This is a genomic window from Iodobacter fluviatilis (assembly GCF_900451195.1).
Taxonomy (GTDB): Bacteria; Pseudomonadota; Gammaproteobacteria; order Burkholderiales; family Chitinibacteraceae; genus Iodobacter; species Iodobacter fluviatilis.
In genome coordinates this window covers 198636-215251 of sequence record NZ_UGHR01000001.1, presented here as the reverse complement: position 1 = coordinate 215251, position 16616 = coordinate 198636, and the positions used below count along the sequence as shown (strand labels likewise).

The 16616-nt window shown below is 49.7% G+C and carries 12 protein-coding genes; 7 read left to right on the top strand and 5 right to left on the bottom strand.

All coding sequences use genetic code 11. From position 1 onward, the window contains the following. The first annotated feature begins 140 nt into the window (after positions 1-140). A complete protein-coding gene (gene recC / locus DYD62_RS00905) occupies positions 141-3491 on the top strand; it encodes an exodeoxyribonuclease V subunit gamma (protein WP_115225650.1) in 3351 nt (1116 codons plus the stop codon). Positions 3492-3776: 285 nt separating this feature from the next. Here the strand turns inward: recC and DYD62_RS00900 are convergent, their stop codons facing one another. Beyond that, positions 3777-4313 carry a TIGR00645 family protein gene (locus tag DYD62_RS00900; RefSeq protein ID WP_115225649.1) on the bottom strand — a complete coding sequence of 179 codons (537 nt, stop codon included), beginning with the start codon at positions 4311-4313 and terminating at the stop codon, positions 3777-3779. 268 nt (positions 4314-4581) lie between these two features. After that, on the bottom strand, positions 4582-5331 hold the full coding sequence (locus DYD62_RS00895) for a pseudouridine synthase (protein ID WP_233702851.1): 750 nt from the start codon (positions 5329-5331) through the stop codon (positions 4582-4584). Between the two features lie 307 nt (positions 5332-5638). Between DYD62_RS00895 and DYD62_RS00890 the strand changes: the two genes are divergently transcribed. After that, entirely contained in the window at positions 5639-6745 is a 1107-nt protein-coding gene (locus tag DYD62_RS00890; protein ID WP_115228165.1) for an HD-GYP domain-containing protein, read from the top strand. 148 nt (positions 6746-6893) lie between these two features. Here DYD62_RS00890 and DYD62_RS00885 read toward each other — a convergent pair whose 3' ends face one another. Continuing rightward, on the bottom strand, positions 6894-7817 hold the full coding sequence (locus tag DYD62_RS00885) for a LysR family transcriptional regulator (RefSeq protein WP_115225648.1): 924 nt from the start codon (positions 7815-7817) through the stop codon (positions 6894-6896). A 122-nt stretch (positions 7818-7939) separates the two neighbouring features. On the opposite strand from DYD62_RS00885, the gene DYD62_RS00880 reads away from it, so the two are divergent. The 5 genes from DYD62_RS00880 (at position 7940) to DYD62_RS00860 (ending at position 14333) form a co-directional block, all read left to right on the top strand. Continuing rightward, positions 7940-8878: an NADP-dependent oxidoreductase gene (locus DYD62_RS00880; RefSeq protein ID WP_115225647.1), complete on the top strand. Its 939-nt coding sequence runs from the start codon at positions 7940-7942 to the stop codon at positions 8876-8878. 271 nt (positions 8879-9149) lie between these two features. Then, the gene (locus DYD62_RS00875; protein ID WP_115225646.1) at positions 9150-9893 is read left to right on the top strand and encodes a substrate-binding periplasmic protein; all 744 of its coding nucleotides are present in this window, start codon (positions 9150-9152) and stop codon (positions 9891-9893) included. Positions 9894-9918: 25 nt separating this feature from the next. Beyond that, positions 9919-10668 carry a substrate-binding periplasmic protein gene (locus tag DYD62_RS00870; protein WP_115225645.1) on the top strand — a complete coding sequence of 250 codons (750 nt, stop codon included), beginning with the start codon at positions 9919-9921 and terminating at the stop codon, positions 10666-10668. 125 nt (positions 10669-10793) lie between these two features. Further along, positions 10794-13172: an ATP-binding protein gene (locus DYD62_RS00865; RefSeq protein WP_115225644.1), complete on the top strand. Its 2379-nt coding sequence runs from the start codon at positions 10794-10796 to the stop codon at positions 13170-13172. A gap of 165 nt (positions 13173-13337) precedes the next feature. Further along, positions 13338-14333, top strand: a complete 996-nt coding sequence (locus DYD62_RS00860) for a GGDEF domain-containing response regulator (protein WP_115225643.1) — start codon at positions 13338-13340, stop codon at positions 14331-14333. Positions 14334-14479: 146 nt separating this feature from the next. Here DYD62_RS00860 and gntU read toward each other — a convergent pair whose 3' ends face one another. Both gntU and gntK read right to left on the bottom strand, forming a co-directional pair. Next, positions 14480-15817: a gluconate transporter gene (gntU, locus tag DYD62_RS00855; protein ID WP_115225642.1), complete on the bottom strand. Its 1338-nt coding sequence runs from the start codon at positions 15815-15817 to the stop codon at positions 14480-14482. Between the two features lie 6 nt (positions 15818-15823). Further along, positions 15824-16366, bottom strand: a complete 543-nt coding sequence (gene gntK, locus DYD62_RS00850; RefSeq protein WP_115225641.1) for a gluconokinase — start codon at positions 16364-16366, stop codon at positions 15824-15826. Positions 16367-16616 lie beyond the last annotated feature (250 nt).

Here is a 16616-nt window from a genome sequence, read left to right as displayed (position 1 = left end):
TAGTCGAAAAACATAGTTAACATGTGACTCAATCATATGAGGTTTTCAAAGAAATTGCCCTAGTCACAAACCAGCACCTGCTGCATTCCCCCCCACTTTCCGCTACCCTCTGCCCTAAGCCCATTGAATAAGACTTTCCCGTGCTGCATCTATTCCAATCCAACCGTATCGATGTTCTGCTGGCGGCGCTGGCGCATCAGTTAGAGACCTCGCCCTTAGCTTCCCCCTTTGAGCAGGAAAAGATTGTGGTGCAGTCTAAGGGGATGGGGCGGTGGTTGAATTTTCGTTTGGCAGAAAAGCAAGGGATGACGGCGCAGATGGGCTATCCGCTGCTGGCGTCTTTTTTCTGGGATTTAATGCAGCGCACGTTGGGCGGCAATCTGCCGAAAAAATCGCCGTTTTCGCGGGAGATTATGGGTTGGCGGGTGCTGGCCTGGCTGGATTCCCAGCCCAATGCGCCGGTATTACTCAATTATCTGCGTGAAGGCGGGGATTTTCGGCGTTTTGAATTAGCCACACGCATTGCCGATGTGTTCGATCAGTATCTGGTTTACCGCGCCGATTGGCTGCTGGCTTGGGAAAAAAACCAGAGCCTAGGGCTGGGGGATGATGAAGCTTGGCAGGCGGCGCTGTGGCGCTATTTATCTAAAGATGAGCTGGATATCCGCATTGATGGCGGGCATCGTGGCGCTTTGCTGGCGGCCACTCACCAGCGGCTGCTCGACCCGCGACCGCTGGATTTGCCCAGCCGTGTTTCGCTATTTGGCATCTCCAGCCTGCCACCGGTGTATATGGAGATTTTGCGCGCGCTATCGAAACGCTGCGAGGTGTTTATCCATGCGCTCAATCCTTGTGGCGAGCCTTGGGGCGAGATTCGGGATGCGGCGGAAATCGCGCGGCTCTCTGATGGTTTTGATCCTGAAGACCTGTATCTAGAAGTGGGCAACCCGCTCTTGGCCGTGTGGGGCAAGCAGGGGCGGGAGTTTTTTAATCAGCTGATTGCCGAACCGGAAATCGTTGAATACTTCACACCTTTCCCTGGCAATCACGACACGATGTTGCAAACGCTGAAAAGCGATGTACTGGAGCTGGTGGCCCGCAGCCCGGAAACCGCGCTGCGCGTATCCGCAGAGGATAAATCCCTGCAAGTGCATATCTGCCATTCGGCCATGCGCGAAATTGAAGTGCTGCACGATCAGCTCTTGGCGCTATTCGAGGCCGATGCCACACTTACCCCGGCCGATATTGTGGTGCTGATGCCCGATATCGAACATTACATTCCCTATATTGAGGCCGTATTCGGTCGCAATTTAGAAAAGGGCAGTGCATTGAGCGCGCCGCATGTGCCCTTTGCCATTGCCGACCGCAGCCTGAAAGACGCAGCGCCCTTGGCGCAAGCCCTGCTGGAGCTGCTCACCCTACCGCAATGCCGCTTTGCCAGCGATTGGATGATGGCGCTGCTGGATATCCCCGCCATAGCCCGCCGCTTTGAAATCCCTGCTGCCGAGCTACCCACCATCCACCGCTGGATCAGCGAATTGGGCATTCATTGGGGAAGAGACGGCGAGCATAAGGCCGAGCTAGGTTTACCCAATACCTTTGAGCACACCTGGCGCTTTGGGCTGGATAGATTGCTGCTCAGCATTGCCCTGCCCGCTGGGGTGGCGGGCGCTGCCGCACCGCTGTTTGCCGGCACATTGCCCAGCTCTGGTGTGGCAGGCAATCAGGCGCAGCTGGCTGCTGGGCTGGCGGCTTTTGCCGAAACGCTGTTTGAGCAAGCCGCAGCCTTATCCGGAGAGCACACCCCCGAAGTCTGGCATAACAAATTGATCGCCATGATAGAGGCGCTGTTTGCGCCAGATGATGATGAAGCGCTCATTTTGGCCGATTTACGCGAGCAGATTATTGAATTTTCCGAGCAAAGCCGTGCCGCCAACTACGATGCACCGGTGGATTTATCCGTGCCGCGCAGCTGGCTCAATGGTGCACTGTCCGGCAAGATTCCAAGTGGTGGATTTTTAACCGGCGCGGTGACGTTTTGCGCCATGGTGCCGATGCGCTGCCTGCCCTTCAGAGTGATTGCCCTGCTGGGCTTTAATGACGGCGCTTTCCCGCGCGAATCGCGCCCACCGGGCTTTGATTTGATGGCGCACAATCCGCAATATGGCGACCGATCCCGCCGTGCCGATGATCGCTATTTATTCCTTGAAACGCTGCTTTCGGCCAGCGATGTGCTGTATCTGAGCTATGTAGGCCGTGGCATTCAAGATAATGGCGTGATTCCGCCATCGGTGGTGGTATCTGATTTACTCGACGCCGTGGGCCGTAGCTTTGTGCTGGAAGACGCCCCGCCACAACCGGCGCTAGGCAACGAGGCACTAAAATGGCGACGTATCGAGCGCGAGCGCCTGCTTAAGCATCTGATTACCGAACACCCGCTGCAGCCTTTTAGCCCGCGCTATTTTCAAAACAAAACCCCGCGCTATTTTAAAGACGCGGCCATTAACCTTCCCGCCTATTCCCCGCTCTGGTTTGCCGCCGCCACCGCCATTGGTCAGCCACAAGGCCAGCCACTCTCAGTATTGGCAGAAAGCTTGCCGCTACCCGATGCAGAATTTAAAAACGTCGCATTTAACGATTTGCTGGCCTTTTGGCGCAACCCTACCCGCTATTTACTCAGAAACCGCATCGGCATCCGCCTTGCCGACGAGGCAGTGGAGTTTGAAAGCAATGAGCCATTCAGCCTGTCTTTTTCCGCCAAAAGCGAACTAAACCAAGTGATCTGGCAATCCCTAGAGCAAGGCTGGAGCAGTGATTCCATCGCCACCGGCCGCGCCGCTGGCCTGCTGCCGCACGGTGGTTTTGGTGATATGAGCGCAGCCAAGCAATCGGCCACGTTGCGCAAGCTCTATAACGCCGCCGAGCCACTGCTCAGCGATGCAACGCTGGCACCACATACTTTTCTGTTTAAATTTGCAGATGATTTGCAGCTCAGCGGTGCGCTGCACCAGCTGCGCCCCAACGGGCAGGTGGCGGTCTGGACAGACCACAGCTCGCCCATCGAGCTGATTGCCTGCTGGCTGAAACACCTCGCCCTCTGCCATGGCGCGCCTGAAGGCGTGCAACAAGAAACCCGTATCGTCAGCCAGAAAGGCCACTGGCGCTTTGGCACGGTAGAAAACGCAGGGGCAGAGCTGGAAAAATGGCTGAAATATTACTGGCAAGGCCTATCTGAACGCCTGCCCTTTGCCACCCGCAGCAGCGCCAAATACGCCGAAGCATTGAGCAGCGAAGAGGGCTCGGAAGACGCCGCCGAAAAAGCTGCAAGGGAAAGCTGGCACGGCAACAGCCTGCGCGGCTTTGCAGGCGAAGAATCAGAAAGCTGGTACGAAATGGCTTGGCGCGGGCAAAGCCTGCTGGCCGATGAGGGATTTGCGGAAATGGCCGAAACACTGCTGCTGACAATGTATCAGCACAGAAAAGAAGCTTAAATCTGCCGCTGATTTACCGATGTGACCGAGTCTCAAAGAAATACAGCATTAAAATAAAAAAACCTCCTTTTAAACTAGCAGCCTGTCGGGCTTGAGCGTCCGTAGCGAGAAAACGTCCGGTTTGAGACAGATTTTGAGGTTTTTTGAGGCGAATAGCGGGCTATTTAACGAAAAAAAGCTCGAAATATGGCCAAATCCGGCGTTTTTGCAGTAGGACAGTATTAAGTCCGACAGGCTGCTAGGGAGGCTTTTTCAATTCAGCGGGATAAAGCTCCGCTTATTCGATTACTTATGGTGTTGCGGAGCAACCGAATGCAAGAGCTTATCGGTGTACGCCAAAGCAGCTGCAGAAACAAGGAAAGACAAATGAATAATCACCTGCCATTGCATGGTGACTGGGTTCATTTTGTCGGCATTGATAAAGGTCTGTAGCAGGTGAATCGACGAAATACTGATAATCGCCATCGATAATTTAACTTTCAGCACCGTGGCGTTTACATGGTCCAGCCATTCCGGCTGATCAGGGTGAGTGCTGATGCGCAAGCGGGATACAAATGTTTCATAGCCGCCCACGGTCACCATCAAGAGTAAATTGGCAATCATCACCACATCAATCAGGCCCAGTACCGAGAGCATAATTTGGGTTTCTGTCAGCGTGGTCAGATTCATCATCATCGTATAGAGCGCGGCCAGAAATTTATACGCGTAAACCCCCTGTACGATGATCAAACCAAGGTAGATAGGCAGCTGCAACCAGCGGCTGCCAAAAATGATTTTGCCTAAAAGATTAGAGTGAGCGCTGTTATGGTTGGAGGCTTGCATACACTTCTTAAATGAGATTGAAATTGAATTGTCTATGCTGTTGTGTCTGCCTGAAAAGTATCTTGCTCAAACACCCAGCCCGTCTTCTGATTGCCTGCATCAAAAAAAGTTCTTCGCCAGCAAAAAAAGCCTTTTAAGATTTTCGTGCACGAGTATTACAAAAAGATAATCAAAAATACTGCACTGAAAAAAACAAACCCTTGCTCAACAGAGAGACAAGGGTTTGTTTTTTAAATCACGTGCGGCAATCGCTCAGGTACAGCGCCTGTTAAAAGCGCTCTTCCATACGCAAATAGCGCCACTGGCCAACCGGCAGATCAGACAGCGATACGCGGCCAATACGCAGGCGGCGGATATTGATTACTTTTAAGCCAACCAACTCGCACATGCGGCGAATCTGACGCGGGCGGTTTTCACGTAAAACAAAGCGCAGTGCATCTTCACTTTGCCAGCTGACTTTCGTTGGCTTTAAACGCTCATCATCTAGGCTTAAGCCGTTGTTTAATTGCTTCATCCCTTCATCAGACAAAAAGCCTTCAACCTGCACCACGTATTCGCGCTCAACATCTGCATCCGACATCAGCTTTTTAGCGATACGGCCATCTTGCGTTAGCACCAATAAGCCTGAGGAATCTACATCCAGACGCCCTGCGGGGGCTAGGTTGTGCATATGTTTTTTCAGAAAAACAATGCCGGATTTATCGCCAATAAAACGAGTTTCAGCTTTGATTAAGGTCCATGCCGGGCGCTCGCCTGGCTCGGCAGGGCCGGATACATAGCCCACAGGCTTATGCATCAGAATGGTGGCTCGCTCAGCCTGAAATACCGTAGCCTGGCGCTCTAAAGTGATTTTTTGCTCAGGCAAAACACGGCTGCCAAGGGTATTAACGACTACACCATCGACTTTTACCCAGCCTTGTTCAATAAATTCGTCGGCCTCGCGGCGTGAGCACATGCCCAGCTCGGTCATGCGTTTGGATAAGCGGATGGATTCAGTCATGGTCGTAATACTTTTCATAAGAGCAATCTGCCATTGTACCCGCTACAGACAAAAAAAAACGCCACCGTGTCGGTGGCGTAAATACATACAGAGGAGAGAGATGAAACAACATCGAATTTGATTCAATGTACACAATACGTTTCAGCAGCCATCATTCTAATTTCAGAGAATAATTGCGTCGTTGCATAAATTACATTATATGCAGCGAATATTACCCAACGAAGACAAGCTATAACTGCCACTCCGCACATTTAATCTGAAAATTGAATATCTTCTGCAGCCAGTGCGACTTATGCTTAAGCTAAATCCACCTGAAGGTGCTTCCATGAACTACGACAGCTTACTGACTCCGAAAATTCACGATATCAATACTTTCCAGGATTTTCGGGAAAGCCTTGCAGATCATGCACCAAGGATCGAGCAAATTATTGCCGAGCTGAAACGTGATCCTGGCAAGATGATTTTAATTTCTGATCTGTTTCGTGCATTTCATAATATTAAAGGCGATGCTGGGCTATGCCGTGTAGAGTTTGTCGTCCCTTTGGTGCACGGTATAGAAACACTGCTTTCCAGAATGCGTGCGGGCGAGCTGCAGCTCACCGAAGTTTTATCTGAGGTTTTGCTGCTGACTTTAGACAGGCTTGAGCAAGCGGTTGAATCGCTCAGCAATAATTCATCGGCCAGCAGCCTGCATCTGCCCACTTTAGCCCGTGGCCTTGACGGGCTTTCCACCTTGCAGGCCGAAGAGCTGGATCCTGCTTGTTCTAGGCTGATTGAAGCCGTTACTGGTTTTAAACATGCCGCAGTGACATTACCAGACCGTACCCGTGCCGAAGTAGAACGCTCAAATGAAGAGCGTAGCCAAGATTTGCGTTTTTTTCGCAATATGGCGCTGCAATTGGAAATGCGCTCGCCGCTGTTTCGTGGGCGTACCGCACGCAATCTGCAATTGGCCTTGGCCACAAATAAAGCCGCAGGCGGCGTGGTCTCCAGCGTCCAACTTGAAGCGGCCGTTTATATGCACGACATTGGCATGATGTTTTTGCCCGAATCGCTGTGGCTAAAAGTAGAAAGAATGTCCGACATCGAGCGGGCACAATTAGTCGATCACCCCGCTTGGGCTGCAGGCCTCTTAGCCAGAATGGATGGCTGGCAAGATGCTTCCAATATGTGTTTACAGCACCACGAGAGCATTGAAGGCAACGGTTACCCTAATAAGCTCAGCGGCAATGATATTGTTCCGGGCGCAAAAATACTGGCGCTGGTTGATGCTTTTGAGGCCGTCATGCTCAAACACAGCCATCGCGGCCAGAATAAATCTGTGCTGCGGGCCATTGCCGAGGTCAACGCCTCTGATCAGCAATTTGATCCGGATTGGATCGAGCCATTTAACCGGGTGATTCGCACCATGATGGAAAACGGCGGTTTATAAGATGCGCCTTGGGGCGCATGCTGCTGCAAAGCGCCCCTTCTCAAAAAAAACCTCAAACCTGCAGGCACTGAGAAAACCCAAAAGTAGTCAGGGCATATCTGTGTGCTCTGTGTCTGCAGAACTTTTTAGGCTGTTACTTATTTAATTTTCATTCTCGGGGCGCTGCCAGTCTGGGGGCGAATTCCTGAAGAATAAACTCAACAAAGGCGGCGGCTTTAGCCGGCAGCCACTCGCGGGCCGGATAAACCGCATAGACTGGTAAGCCAGCTGCCAGCTGGTATTCGGGCAGCAGCGGCAGCAATTGGCCGCTGGCAAGTGCTAAAGAGAGTAAAGCGCGGTCAATCAATAATATACCCAAGCCATTGATGGCCGCATCTACTAGGGCACAGGCATCATTCATCGCCAAAGCCCCTTTCACCCGCACTTGCTCCTCTCCTTTAGGCCCGGTAAACGTCCATAGATTCATCGCACGCAGACCATTCTGGTAAAAAAGACAAGCGTGCCCAGCAAGATCTGCGGGTGTTTGTGGTGCGCCGTGCTCTGCTAGGTAGCCAGGGCTGGCTACCAGCTGCCACTGCAATTCACCCAGCTTACGCGCCACCAGGGATGAATCTGGCAAATGCCCCACCCGTATGGCGATATCGACTTGCTCGGTGGTTAAATCCACAAAGCGGTCTTCTAACTGCAAGAGTAAATCTACTTCCGGATAGCGCTGGTTAAATGCTGGCAGTAAAGGGACTAAGTGCACCCTGGCTAAAGACGAAGAACAGCTTACTTTCAGCCGCCCGCGCACATTCTGCCGGTAATCCTCGGTAATAGCGTCCACATTTTCCAGGGCCGTAGCAATGGTTTGCGCCTCCTGCCATACCCGCTCGCCCAATTCGGTGAGCGCCAGCTTGCGGGTTGTTCTTTGCAGCAGCTTTGCACCAAGCTGAGTTTCAAACCGTGCCAGCTGCTTACTCACCGACGAACGATTCAGCCCCAGCTCCTGTGCCGCCCCCGTCAGACTGCCATGGCGTACCACGCAGGAAAACAAAACGAGGCCTGGCAAGGTATCCAGAGAAAGTGGCATGAGTGATTCCTTTGAACTATTGTTGCTATTTTGACAACAATGTAATGCTTTTGTCCGTACTAATCAATTCAGCACTTCATCGCTAAACTGACCTTATTCACTTACCCACTGGAAGAATAATAATGAAAGCAAGCATGCAAGCCATTCGTCAGCACCGTTACGGTCAACGCGATGTATTACAGCTGGAAAACGTGCCCACACCTCAGATCGCTGCTGACGATGTACTGATTAAAGTATATGCAGCGGGAGTTAATCCGGTGGATTGGAAAATCCGTGAAGGCTATTTGCAATCCATGCTGGCTTATGAAATGCCGCTCACTTTAGGCTGGGATGTGGCAGGTGAAATTGTTGCCCTGGGCGAGCAAGTTACAGGCTGGCAGATCGGTGATGCCGTTTATTCACGGCCTGATATTGCCCGTAATGGCGCCTATGCCGAGTTTGTTGCCGTCAGGGCCAGTGAAATTGCAAAAAAACCAAAAAGCCTAGACTGGCAACAAGCCGCAGCCGTGCCTTTAGCGGCACTCACTGCATGGCAAGCACTCTTTGCAATGGGCCAATTGCAAGCAGGTGAGAAAGTACTCATCCATGCGGGCGCCGGGGGAGTGGGACTGTTCGCCATTCAATTGGCCAAGTGGCGCGGTGCCGAGGTGTATACCACCACCTCAGGCAAAAACACTGAATTAGTCACCGCACACGGTGCCGACCATGTCATCGATTACACACAAACCAATTTCGCAGATTTACGCGATCTGGATCTGGTGTTTGATACTATGGGTGGCGACATTCTGGCCCAAAGCTGGCAAACACTGAAAGCAGGCGGCCGCCTTGTTTCAATTTGCGATCAGCCCGATGAAGCTACCGCGCACAAACACCATGTGAACGCGCATTTTTGCTTTGTACAGCCCAATGCAGCTCAATTAAGTGAAATTGCCACATTACTGGATGCCGGACACATCAAAGTAGTAATAGACAGCGTGTTCCCATTTGCCCAAGCCGCCCTTGCCCATGAGCGCAGCGAAAGCGGCCGCGCCCGTGGCAAAATTGTGCTGCAAGTTATCTAAAGCCATAATGGCTGCATATCCAGCGTGATATGCAGCTTTTTTTCTGCCTAGTCCCCTTACCCCCCTCCACGGGCTAAAACTGCCAGCGCCCGCTGGTATAGATGCATGAACGAGCAGCAGCTCAAGCGTTGCTGCACCATCCTCCTCAATATTTAACTTACATTCTCCCGTTCAGAGCTGAAGATTGTTTAATTAGCCCGGCATGCCGGGTCTATTCTGCTATTAATGTTATTTAAATGACACGCTGACTCGCTGAAATTTAAACGCAAATATGAAAACCTTGTCCATACTGACTTTATTATTGACCAGCTATTCTGCACTTTGCCCCGCAGAGCGGATTAATGCAGTCACAGAAACAACCGCTTATTCTTATATCAAAGATGGCAAAGTATCCGGTCCGGCCACAGAAATTATTGAATTAACACTTAAAAATGCGGGGCTGACAGATTACAGCATCAATATTTATCCATGGGCAAGGTCATATGATATCGCCTTAAAAAAAACCAATGTGCTGATTTACTTAATTGCCCGCACGCCAAACAGAGAAACAGAGTTTAAATGGGTAGGCGAGTTATTTAAATCCCGGTGTTTTTTAATCGGGCTAAAAGATAAAACAAAGATCAGCATTAACAAACTAGAAGACGCAAAACGCTATTCGATTGGCGTAGTCAGAGATGACGTCCGCCAACAGTATTTACAAGAAAAAGGATTTACCCGCCTGAGCATATCTGCTCAGCAATCAGACGCATTCAGACAATTATTAAACAATCAGGTTGATCTGATCGCATTATTTGAAGGCGATATCACATCGTTATGCAAACAGCACCATTTTGATTGTGATCAATTAGACATACTGTTCACACTCAATGAGCTTAGCAGTGGGATATACATGGCTTATAGTAAAAAAACACCCGATAAGTTGTTCAGACAGACACAAACTGCTTTTGACAAAATTAAAGCAGAGGGCCAGTTAAAAAAAATAATGGAAAAAAATAATTTCAGCGGAATTAAATAATAAAAGGGAGACAATTTTGCCAAGGATGCATCATCTTTTTATCTTGCTACTGATGATAGCGCACGGGGCCAAAGCGGGTGCCGAAACAATCCGGGTTGTAACAGAGGAGCTCGCCCCTTATAACTACACAGAGAAAGGCGTTTTAACCGGGTTCAGCACTGAAATAGTTCAGGCCATTCTTAAAGACATAAAAATTGAGGGTAAATTTCAATCCATGCCTTGGGCCAGAGCTTACGAAAGCGCAATCAATAATGAAAACGTGCTGATCTATTCAATAGGCCGGACACCGCAAAGAGAAAAATCATTTAAATGGGTTGGATCAATAGCACCAGCAAGCAATTACCTTTTTGCATATGCTGGCCATGATATTAAAATCAAGCAACTGGCAGATGCAAAAAAATATCAGATAGGCAGCGTAAACACCGATATTGGTGAACAATTTTTAGAATCCCAGGGGTTTGTTAAAGGGAAAAACCTGCAATCCAGTGTGAAATATCAGCTTAATTATGAAAAACTAAAACTTGGGCGTATCGATCTATGGGTCATGAATGAAATGGCAGCCTATCATTTGGTTCGCCAGTCAGGCGATGACCCGGCAAAAACACTGGTAAAAGTCTATAAACTGGAGCTGAGCGAAAATGGCTACTTTATGGCCTTTGGCCAGAAGACATCAGATAAATTAGTGAATCGGTTCAGGCAGGGAATAGAAAACATTAAAAAAAATGGCACGTTTGATGCGATTAAAAAAAAATGGACGTCAGCCGAGATAAATTAAATTTGTGCAACGCATCTTTATCAACTTTAATAAGCACTTAAACATGATAAAAAGGAAAGGCTCTTTATTTATTAGCATTTTATGATCAATAAACCTGTACCAGTTTAATCAGCTCAGCTGAATCATTGACTAAACATAAAAAGCCTTTCACGCAAACTTATAAAACCATGCCACCTAAAACGCAATCTGGTCTGTCTCTTGGAAGCCGAATGGTGCTGGCCACGCTGGTGTTTTGTTTTGTATTTACGCTTGCGGCAGTGGCGGTCAAAACATGGTCGGCATGGCAAATTAATCTGGCTGCGATGCACTCAGAGCTCAATCTGATTGCTCAGGTTTATCAGCACACATTAAGTAAAGCCATTTGGGAAATGGACCGGGATGCCCTGCATACGCATTTAACCAGCGCCTCAAAAGTTGCATCCGTTGGCCAAATTGAAATCACCATCATGCCGGAGCAACTGGCGGCAGAAACCTTCTCTTTTAACCAGCCCGGCTGGAGAAAATCGAGCATCGCGCCTTCTCAGGAAATTACTTTAAGTTACCAGTCCTTTTTTAATTCACCCAGCCAAAAGGTTGGCAAATTAGTTCTTTTAGGGGATGAGCGCGTTCTCTGGTCACGGCTGCGCAGTGAAGTGGTGGCCATCGTCATCACGCAGATTATCCAGTCCCTGCTGCTTGCCGGCTTTATTATGCTGATTTTTAACCGCTCCGTTACTGTGCATGTGCAGCGGATTGCCCGCCACCTTGCTCAATTAAGCCCCGCCAATTTAGACCAGCCCCTTGTGATGCCTCGCTCCCCGGCCCGCCAGGATGAGCTGTCCATGCTGGTATCAGGTATTAATCATTTGCAAAACAGTTTGTCTGATTACTTACAGCAAAAGCAGCTTTACGAGCGCGAGCTGGCTGAACACCGCGATCATCTGGCCGACCGAGTCTCAGAACGCACAGCGGAGTTATCCGAGGCGAATAAAGCGCTGGCAAGTTCTGCAGAAACACTGCGTCAATTGGGCGATATTGGCAGGGAACTCACCACCAGCCTGAATCCCAATGCCATTTGCCAAGCTCTCTATCAGCACTTGCAGGCGCTGCTCCCGCTTAATGCCTTTAGCGTTGCCCTGCTCGCCCCAGAAGGGGATCGTTTAAACCTGATTTACTATATCGAAGACGGCCAGCTTGCCCCACCTTATTTTGTGATGTTGGATCATCCTGATTCACTTTCAGTGAAGGCATTTAAAAGCGAGCATGAGCTGATTATTGCGGATGAATCGCTGATAGAAAAAGCACCTGTTCCAAAAGGCATTTGCCCAATATCCCCCATGCGCTCTGTTGTACTACGCCCCCTCATTGTAAACAGACAGCGCATTGGCATTGTTTCTATCCGAAGCCATCAAGCCAATGCTTTTCAACAAAGAGAGCTGGAGCTACTGCGCTCTATCGCCATCTATGCCGCCATTGCTCTGGCCAATGCAACGGCTTATGCGGCCACAGAAGCATCCAGAGCTCAAACGGCTGACGCCCTAGAAAACCTGCGTCAGGCACAGGGCCAGCTGATTCAATCCGAAAAAATGGCGGCGCTGGGGCAGCTGATTGCGGGCGTGGCCCATGAGATCAATACACCTATCGGCGCAGTAAAATCCAGCGGCAAAAACATCGCCGATTCGCTCAACCATGCACTGGAAAACCTACCTAAACTTTTTCAGCTTTTAGATCAGGATAATCAGCAGCGCTTCATGCAACTGATCAGCTATAAGCCCCAGCGCATACTCAGCCCCAGAGAGGAGAGAAACAAAGTGCGCCAGCTGCATCCCCTGCTGGAAACCGCTGGTGTTGCTGATGCCAAGTATATGGCGGGCATTTTGGTGCAATTACATGCCGAAGACACGTTTGCAGACTATTTGCCTTTACTGCATCACCCGGACAGCCCGCTTATCTTTGACACCGCCTACAGTATCGCCAGCATTATCAGCAATACCGACAATATCAATACTGCCGTGGAGCGGGTCAGTAAAATTATTTTTGCCCTTAAATCTTTTTCCCGCTTTGATCATGAGGGTGTGAGCGTTGAATCTGATTTAAAAGAAGGCTTAGAAACCGTCCTCACCATTTATCAGAATCAAATCAAACAAAATATTGAGCTCATCCGTCACTATCAGGATATCGAACCCATTATTTGCTTTCCTGACGAGCTGAATCAGGTGTGGACAAATCTTATCCACAATGCACTGCAAGCCATGCAGTTTTCAGGCGTCCTGACCATAGCAATCGGCCGAAAAGGAAATGAAGCCGTCGTCGCCATTTCGGATAACGGCTGCGGCATTGCTGAAAATATCCGCTCCAGAATATTTGATGTTTTTTTCACCACCAAACCGGCAGGTGAAGGCAGCGGACTTGGCCTTGATATTGTGAAAAAAATCGTCGCAAAACATCAGGGGCGTATTGAAGTAGAAAGCCAGGAAGGGCAAGGCAGCACCTTTTCGGTGTTTCTGCCCTATCAACATCATTAACCAAGCATCTGCTCAGCAGCCGCAAACATCATGCAAACAGCATTTTTTAAACTACAAAGCAAAAAACACGTAAGTTATTTACATATAAAAAGTCAGCAATAACAAGCAAAGACAGGGCTTAAACAAGCCACAAAGCAGCAACACTTGTCATTTGAGACTCCCCCCATGACCACCATATTGTGTGTAGACGACGACAGCAATGTTTTAAGCGCCCTGCGATCTTTGCTTGGCCAGCGTTTACCACATCATCAGTCTGTTGAAATTGCGGAAAACGGTAAAGAGGCGCTCGAAATCATTGCAGATCTGGCCGAAGATGGTGAGGCCCTGAGTGTCATCATCGCTGATTACATTATGCCCGGCATGAAGGGGGATGAGCTTCTGGTAAAAGTGCACGAGCAACACCCCAAGGCCATCAAAATCATGCTGACCGGCCAAAGCGATTTAAACGGGGTTAAGCGCACAATCAACGAGGCCAATTTATTCCGCTTTTTGGAAAAACCGTGGCAAAACGAAGATATTGTTCTTACGGTGCAAGCCGCCATCCGGGCTTACGAGCTGGACGATCAGTTACAACAACGTAATCTGGAATTACAGCGCATCAATGAAGAGCTTGAACATATTGTGTGTGAGCGCACCCGCCAGCTGGTTGAAAAAAATCAGGAGCTGGCACAACTGGCCATCACAGACCGCTTAACTCATCTCTACAACCGCTTGTTTCTGGATCAGATGCTGGAACGCGAGTTTGCTGCGGTGACACGCCAAAGAAGTACTTTTTCTCTTATCTTGATCGACATCGATCACTTTAAGCAGGTTAATGATACTTACGGCCATCATGCAGGTGACGAAGTACTCAAAACCATCAGCAAAATACTGAAAGACACGATGCGGGAAAGCGATATCGTCGGCCGTTGGGGCGGAGAAGAATTTCTGGTGCTTTGCCCCGGCACCTCCTTAGCCGACACGCTGACCGTGGCAGAAAAACTCAGATCCGGCATAGAAGCATATGACTTTGCCACCATCGGAACACGCACTGCCAGCTTTGGCGTAGCCTGTTACAAGCCGGGCGACACGATTGCAATGGTTGAATCACGCGCGGATAAGGCACTTTATCTTGCAAAAAATGGCGGAAGAAACAAAGTGATTTCATGTGAGTCACTTTAGCTCCTAGCTCTGCCCTGCCTGACTAGACCTTGAATTGCGTTGAGTACTTGGACATAAAAACACCCCAAAAATGGACGGGTGTCCAACTTTTGGGGTGCAGCTCATCTTGTATAAAAGCCAGGGCTTTTTATTACGGCATGCTCACTTTACAGCATAGTAAATGCAGCCATCCCAACTAGGGCACCCGTTGTACCCAAGATGGTTTCCATCACTGTCCATGTTTTCAAGGTTTGCAATTCATTGGCCCCTGTAAACTTACCAAATAGCCAAAAGCCCGAGTCATTCACATGGCTCAGCACAATCGAACCACCGGCAATACAAATGGATAATGCCGCCAATTGCGCGCCTGAATAACCCGCCAGCTCAACCACCGGCAGCACCAAACCTACCGTTGTTAAACATGCCACAGTAGCCGAGCCCTGAATCACACGCACCATTGCAGCCAATACAAAGCACGCGACAGCAATCGGCAGGCCTGCACCGATCAAGGCATTACCCAGCGCAGGGCCAACACCCGAATCCACCAACACCTGTTTAAATACACCACCAGCACCGGTTACCAAGAGGATAATCCCGGCAGGTTGCAAGGCGGCGCTACAGACTTCCATCACCTTGTCTTTGCTCATGCCACGGCGCAGTGCCAGACCGTAAATGGCCAGCAAACATGCCGCTAAAATAGCAATAAAAGGATGACCAATCAGTTGCAACCATTGATACGCTGAGCCTGTTGGATCAACAAAACGTGCCACGATGGTTTTTAAACCAACCAAGATCAGCGGGAACAGTACCAGTGCCAAGCTAAAACCAAACGAAGGCATTTGCCCCTTACCCAAACTTGGCTCGCTCACATCAGCAGGCAACGGCAAGTGCACATGTTTGCTGATGAAATTACCGTAAACAGGGCCAGCCAACAGCATACCCGGGATGGCGGCAGCCAAGCCAAGTACAATCATCCAGCCAAAATCGGCCTTCATTTGTGAGGCCAACAACATGGCGGTTGGGCCAGGCAAAAGGAAAGCAGCAGCAGCGGCAACCCCCGCAAACAGCGGAATCGCCAGCTTCACCACATTGCCACCTGTACGACGCGCCACGGCAAAGACCACGCCAATCAACAACACCACCGCCACATCAAAGAATAAAGGCAGGGTACAAATCAGCCCGGCAATCCCCAGCGCGAAGTTGGCACGGCTCTGGCCAAACAGATCCAGCAGCTTCACCGCAATCTGATCGAGCGCACCTGTTTCATGCAGGATTTTGCCAAACATCGCACCCAGCGCCACCACCACGGCTAAAAAGCCCAGCGTGCCGCCCATGCCTTTTTGCATGGTGTCGGCAATTTTATCCAGCGGCATACCCGAGCCGATACCGGCCGCAATCGACACCAGCATCAGTGCAACAAAGGCATGCAAACGCGCCTTCATCACCAAAAACAACAACATCAGCACCGAGCCAATCGCGGTGACCAGTAAGGTTAATGTATCCATTGCGGCTTACTCCTGAGCGGTTTTTGCGCGGATGTGTTGCACGGCAGCGGCAACCACGTTTTCTAGGCTTTGATCAATATCGATGTGCACTACATCGGGCTCATCACTGCCCGGCACTTCGAGTGTGGCAAATTGCGAAACCAGCATTTTTGGCTTTTGAAAATGGCCTTGCCGCGCTTTTAAGCGGGATTCGATCAACTCAAACGTGCCACCCAGATAGATAAAAGAGAGATTAGGGTTCCCTTCACGCAAAATATCCCGGTAAGCTTTTTTCAGTGAAGAACACACAATCACCGAAATAGTCTGAGTGCGTTGCATAGCGTAAGCGGCGGTGCTTAAAGCGCCTAACCATGGCGCTCTGTCGTCGTCATTTAAAGGCTGGCCGGAAGCCATTTTGTCGATATTGGCGCGGGGATGCAGAAAATCGCCATCCAGAAATCCACAGTCCAGCGCGCGGGAGACCGCACTGCCCACGGCAGACTTACCACTTCCTGAAACACCCATTACAACAAACACTTGGTGTGGTATTACTTGATCGATCTGACTCATTGAATCGACTCCTGTTACATCATCTGGTTTTTAATGTTACTGGTAACATTTTGTAGCGACAGTATCTCTCGCAATAAAAAAACTGCCAAGCAATAAATTTGTTGCAGATCAAATGAGCGGTAAAAGGGGAAGTCGAAGAAGGCTAAGACCATAGCGATCTACACAAGTCAGCACACTTATTCCCCCCTTTGTGAAGGGGGGTTAGGGGGATTTGCAGTTGATATTGGGCTTAAAAATGCAAAAAAGCCAA

What these genes read in the sequence shown, in the direction of transcription:
- DYD62_RS00870 (WP_115225645.1), top strand. Translation starts at nt 9,919, where the DNA reads ATGCATCATCTTTTTATCTTGCTACTGATGATAGCGCACGGGGCCAAA.
- DYD62_RS00890 (WP_115228165.1), top strand. Translation starts at nt 5,639, where the DNA reads ATGAACTACGACAGCTTACTGACTCCGAAAATTCACGATATCAATACT.
- DYD62_RS00875 (WP_115225646.1), top strand. Translation starts at nt 9,150, where the DNA reads ATGAAAACCTTGTCCATACTGACTTTATTATTGACCAGCTATTCTGCA.
- DYD62_RS00900 (WP_115225649.1), bottom strand. Translation starts at nt 4,313, where the DNA reads ATGCAAGCCTCCAACCATAACAGCGCTCACTCTAATCTTTTAGGCAAA.
- DYD62_RS00860 (WP_115225643.1), top strand. Translation starts at nt 13,338, where the DNA reads ATGACCACCATATTGTGTGTAGACGACGACAGCAATGTTTTAAGCGCC.
- gntK (WP_115225641.1), bottom strand. Translation starts at nt 16,366, where the DNA reads ATGAGTCAGATCGATCAAGTAATACCACACCAAGTGTTTGTTGTAATG.
- gntU (WP_115225642.1), bottom strand. Translation starts at nt 15,817, where the DNA reads ATGGATACATTAACCTTACTGGTCACCGCGATTGGCTCGGTGCTGATG.
- DYD62_RS00895 (WP_233702851.1), bottom strand. Translation starts at nt 5,331, where the DNA reads ATGAAAAGTATTACGACCATGACTGAATCCATCCGCTTATCCAAACGC.
- DYD62_RS00885 (WP_115225648.1), bottom strand. Translation starts at nt 7,817, where the DNA reads ATGCCACTTTCTCTGGATACCTTGCCAGGCCTCGTTTTGTTTTCCTGC.
- DYD62_RS00880 (WP_115225647.1), top strand. Translation starts at nt 7,940, where the DNA reads ATGAAAGCAAGCATGCAAGCCATTCGTCAGCACCGTTACGGTCAACGC.